Origin of the sequence: Mesorhizobium sp. M1E.F.Ca.ET.063.01.1.1 (assembly GCF_003998155.1) — a bacterium.
Lineage (GTDB): Bacteria > Pseudomonadota > Alphaproteobacteria > Rhizobiales > Rhizobiaceae > Mesorhizobium.
The window spans coordinates 1-3,509 of sequence record NZ_RZSC01000622.1; the positions used below are offsets into that span (position 1 = coordinate 1).

General features: G+C 59.7%; 2 protein-coding genes. Both read right to left on the bottom strand.

Annotated features, from left to right (window positions below; translation table 11 throughout):
* Positions 1 to 310: 310 nt before the first annotated feature.
* A complete protein-coding gene (locus EOA29_RS29340) occupies positions 311 to 1,609 on the bottom strand; it encodes a SidA/IucD/PvdA family monooxygenase (protein ID WP_029356510.1) in 1,299 nt (432 codons plus the stop codon).
* 843 nt (positions 1,610 to 2,452) lie between these two features.
* Positions 2,453 to 3,325 (bottom strand): universal stress protein, encoded by an 873-nt coding sequence (locus tag EOA29_RS29345; protein WP_127221972.1) that lies wholly within the window; start codon positions 3,323 to 3,325, stop codon positions 2,453 to 2,455.
* Between the last annotated feature and the right edge of the window lie 184 nt (positions 3,326 to 3,509).

Here is a 3,509-nt window from a genome sequence, read left to right on the forward strand (position 1 = left end):
GGCGCAGGGGCTGGGTAGACCGGGCCGGACTCACCTAACTCACCGGGTCCAGCCACGACATGCATCGCCAAAGGCAAGGACCCTCCCCGCTGAGCGCGGGCTCAGCCATGGCCGCTGAGGCTACCGCACTCTTTCGAGTGAACGTAAGGACTTAACGAGCGTAGGGGAAACGTCCGCAGAATATACGATGTGCCTCAGGGCCCGAGTGCTTATTCGGTCAAGATGATCTGGGCTAAGGCTCCCGCGTTCGCCGCAACGAAGGCGTACATCATTCCCTGGATGCCACCGCCAATGAACAATAGTAGACCAGTTATATCCCGCTGCCCATTTCTTCGGCTACGAGGTCGGGCCGGCGCTCGATCAACGTACGGCTGATGAAGCCCAGATGCTCGGGATTGGTGCATGGCGGGCGCCCCAGAAGGCTGTCCAGGATGCGGCGCGCTCGCCAGGCCAGCAGGCCAAAGTTCGGATCAGCCAGCCCGCGCTGTCCAAGGCAGGCGTTCTGAACGAAAAGGCGTCTGTCTCGCGGTCCGTCCCAGTACACCGAAAAATCCTCGCCGGTGGCGAGCTCATTGCCGATCTGCTCGAGGCGATCTGCGATCGGTTCCAGGAAGTCCGGCAGCGCGTTCTCGTACCCCGTGGCCAGGATGACGATGTCCGCGGTTACTTCTCCGATGTTATCCATGCCGCGCTGCAGCGTGAGCCTGTGCCCCGCCCCTGCGTTGATGCAGCGCGACACGTTGCAACTTGGCCGCAGTGTGATGTCGCATTGGTGTGGCTCGAGAAAGGCGTGGTGGTAGAGCGCCTGATAGACCGCGCGCAACGTGCTTTCTGAAATCCCGTCGGAGGCAAGCGCGAAACGCCGCAGGAACAGCTGGCGATGCACCTCGCTCATGGCCGCAAAACGATCCGAAAAGCAAGGCGTGAACAGCTCGTTTGTGAACGGGTGGTCGTCGAAAGGCATCTCGCGCGTCAAGACCCAAGTGATCGCCGCGGGCCGCCGTTCTTTCGGCCGGCCGACAAGGTGCAGCAGCAGCTCGGCTCCCGACTGTCCGCCGCCAACAACGCAGACATGCTTTTTTTGCACCTCAGGATTGATGTGGGCCAACTCAGATGAGTGGAACAGGTTGGGTCCAGTCCAGCCATGAAACTGAGGCGGAATTTGCGCCTGCTTGCCTATGTCGATGACGAGGTTTCTCGCATCAAGGACCGCGTTGTCCGTCCGCACGCGAAACTCGCCGTCAAAGCGGATTTCGCGAACGGCCTCGCCGCCACGGACAAGCGGATTCTTCTGGAACGCCCAGTTGAGATATTGAGCGAACTCGGCTCTGAGCACCCCGTGAAATTGCGCATTGAGGAAATGGTAAAGACGCCCGTTCTCGTGGAGGTAGTTTACGAATGTGTAGGCTGATCGCGGATTGACCAGAGTAACCAGATCCTGGAAGTGGCCGACCTGGAGCTCCGCGCAATCGAAAGCGCTGCCTGGATGTCCGCGGAAATCAACCTGCCGATCCAGGAACAGTGCCCCTTGCGCAATCTCTTCCTGTATCTGACACGCAAGGCTCAAATTAGACGGCCCAGCACCGATACCAATGCAAAAGAGCTCCACTTATCCTTGCTCCTCTAGGAGTGTTTCCCAACTCAGCGGCATGTGCGCGGCGACCGCCAGGCATTGAGCATTGCGAACCTCACAGGCATCCTTGAGCCGCGGTCCCGACTGAGAGGAAGGCAAAAGCCTGCGCGGCCTTCCAGGTCTTGAGCTCAATGGGCGACATCGACAGCGGGCACCGCATCATCCGAACCCAAGAGCGAGAAGGACCGCGTGTGATGCTGTCGCGCAGCTCTCCGGATTTTACGGCGGCTCCTAGCGGCTGCCTCCACCCCAGGATTGACTGTTTCCCGGTTACGACGGAAGCGGCTCTTTCTTCGAGGGGCGTAACCATGGATAACGGCTCGTAATGCGTTCGTAGACTCCCATGCATGCAGCGTGCCGGATAAAGAAAACGTCAAACCAACGAGTTCTCCTAATTCCAGCTCGTCTGGAACCCGACATTGTCGCGCCCGACGATGTCGGGCAGAGGAAGCCCCGCGGCAGCGGCCCTTGCACACCGCAGGCCAGACAGGGGCAGCCGCCGATTTGACCCGCGTCCGGGTACTGATCAGGGGCATTCCAACAGGGTTCGCGCCCGAGGCGGGGGCCCCTGGTACACCCGCCCTGTGGCTTGGCTGCGGTCTGCTGCAGCCGTTCGTCTTTACTGCCGGTTACAGACGATCTCGCACGAGTTGGATGCACGAGAGCGTCCTGAAGCAGTCGAGGCGTCCGGTTTGGCTCTGACAAGCGTCGCAAGATGTTGGCGGATCCAGCCATCTCTCCGCAATCCGACCGGTAACCGACAACGACTTCGGACTGGTTGGCGCTCCTTCGACCTGATCGGTGTTCCTACGGAACTGATCAGCGAGCCAAAAACAGCGGCAATGTGGTCTTCTCAAAACTCCAGCTCGGCGGACCGCCGAAAATCCGCTCACGCAGCCGACGGCTGCCATAAGCACCCATGACTATCATGTCGGCGCAGGTGTCGGCCGCGTGCTGCGTCAGCACTGTGGCCGCCGATTTACCGGCGCTCTTAAGCAGGTCAACCGAGACCCGAGCACCGTGCCGAGTAAGATAGGCAGCGATGTCTGCTCCAGACTGCGCACCTTTCCCGTTGTTTTGCGCCTTCGGATCGACCATAGCGACACAAACTTCCTCAGCAGCGGATAGGAGACTAAGAGCTTCCCGAACCGCACGCGAGGCCTCTACGCGCGAATCCCAGCCGACCAGCACGCGTCGAGGCGACAGGGTCGCCTTAGCGCCCTTCGGCACGATGAGCACCGGCTTTCCGCTATCGAACAAGCAGCCGTTGACAACAGGAGGTCCGAGAGTCTCATCGTTGAGGAGGTCTCCTCCAACGATCGTCAGGTCAGCGCAGAGCGCCCGCTGTCGTGCCACTTCACCAAGGCTAGCCGGATCGCAATAGTCGGTGTCAACGTCACAGGAAAGCGACATAGCTTTCAGCCGTTTGAGGATATCCGCGGACCGTCTTTCCATTCTGGTCACGTCCTGTGAAAATTTCTCGATTTGCTGAAATCGATAATTCGGTACTGCAATTGCCTGTGCACGTCCCGTACCCCACTCGAGGGGCGGAGACGACATCAAGAGCAATGGAGGCGGTATAATCAGTACGGATAGGTGCGCGCCGACCTCGCCACACAGTCCGGCAGCTGTTGTGAGGTCCTCATCAGAATGATCAGCACCCGTCACACAGAATATGCTTTTAAATTCCATTTGCCTGCTTCTCTTGGTCTTCGTTAGGAGCGTCTGCGGCAACACCGCTCTCAGCGGAGGAAGAGAGAGCGGCACCACATTCGACCACCGATTTCAGTCGTCCGGCTTCTCGAGCGAGTAGCCGGCCGACCTGACGGTGCGAATGACGCTGCCGAGCAAGGCCGTTTTCAGCGCCCTCCTGATT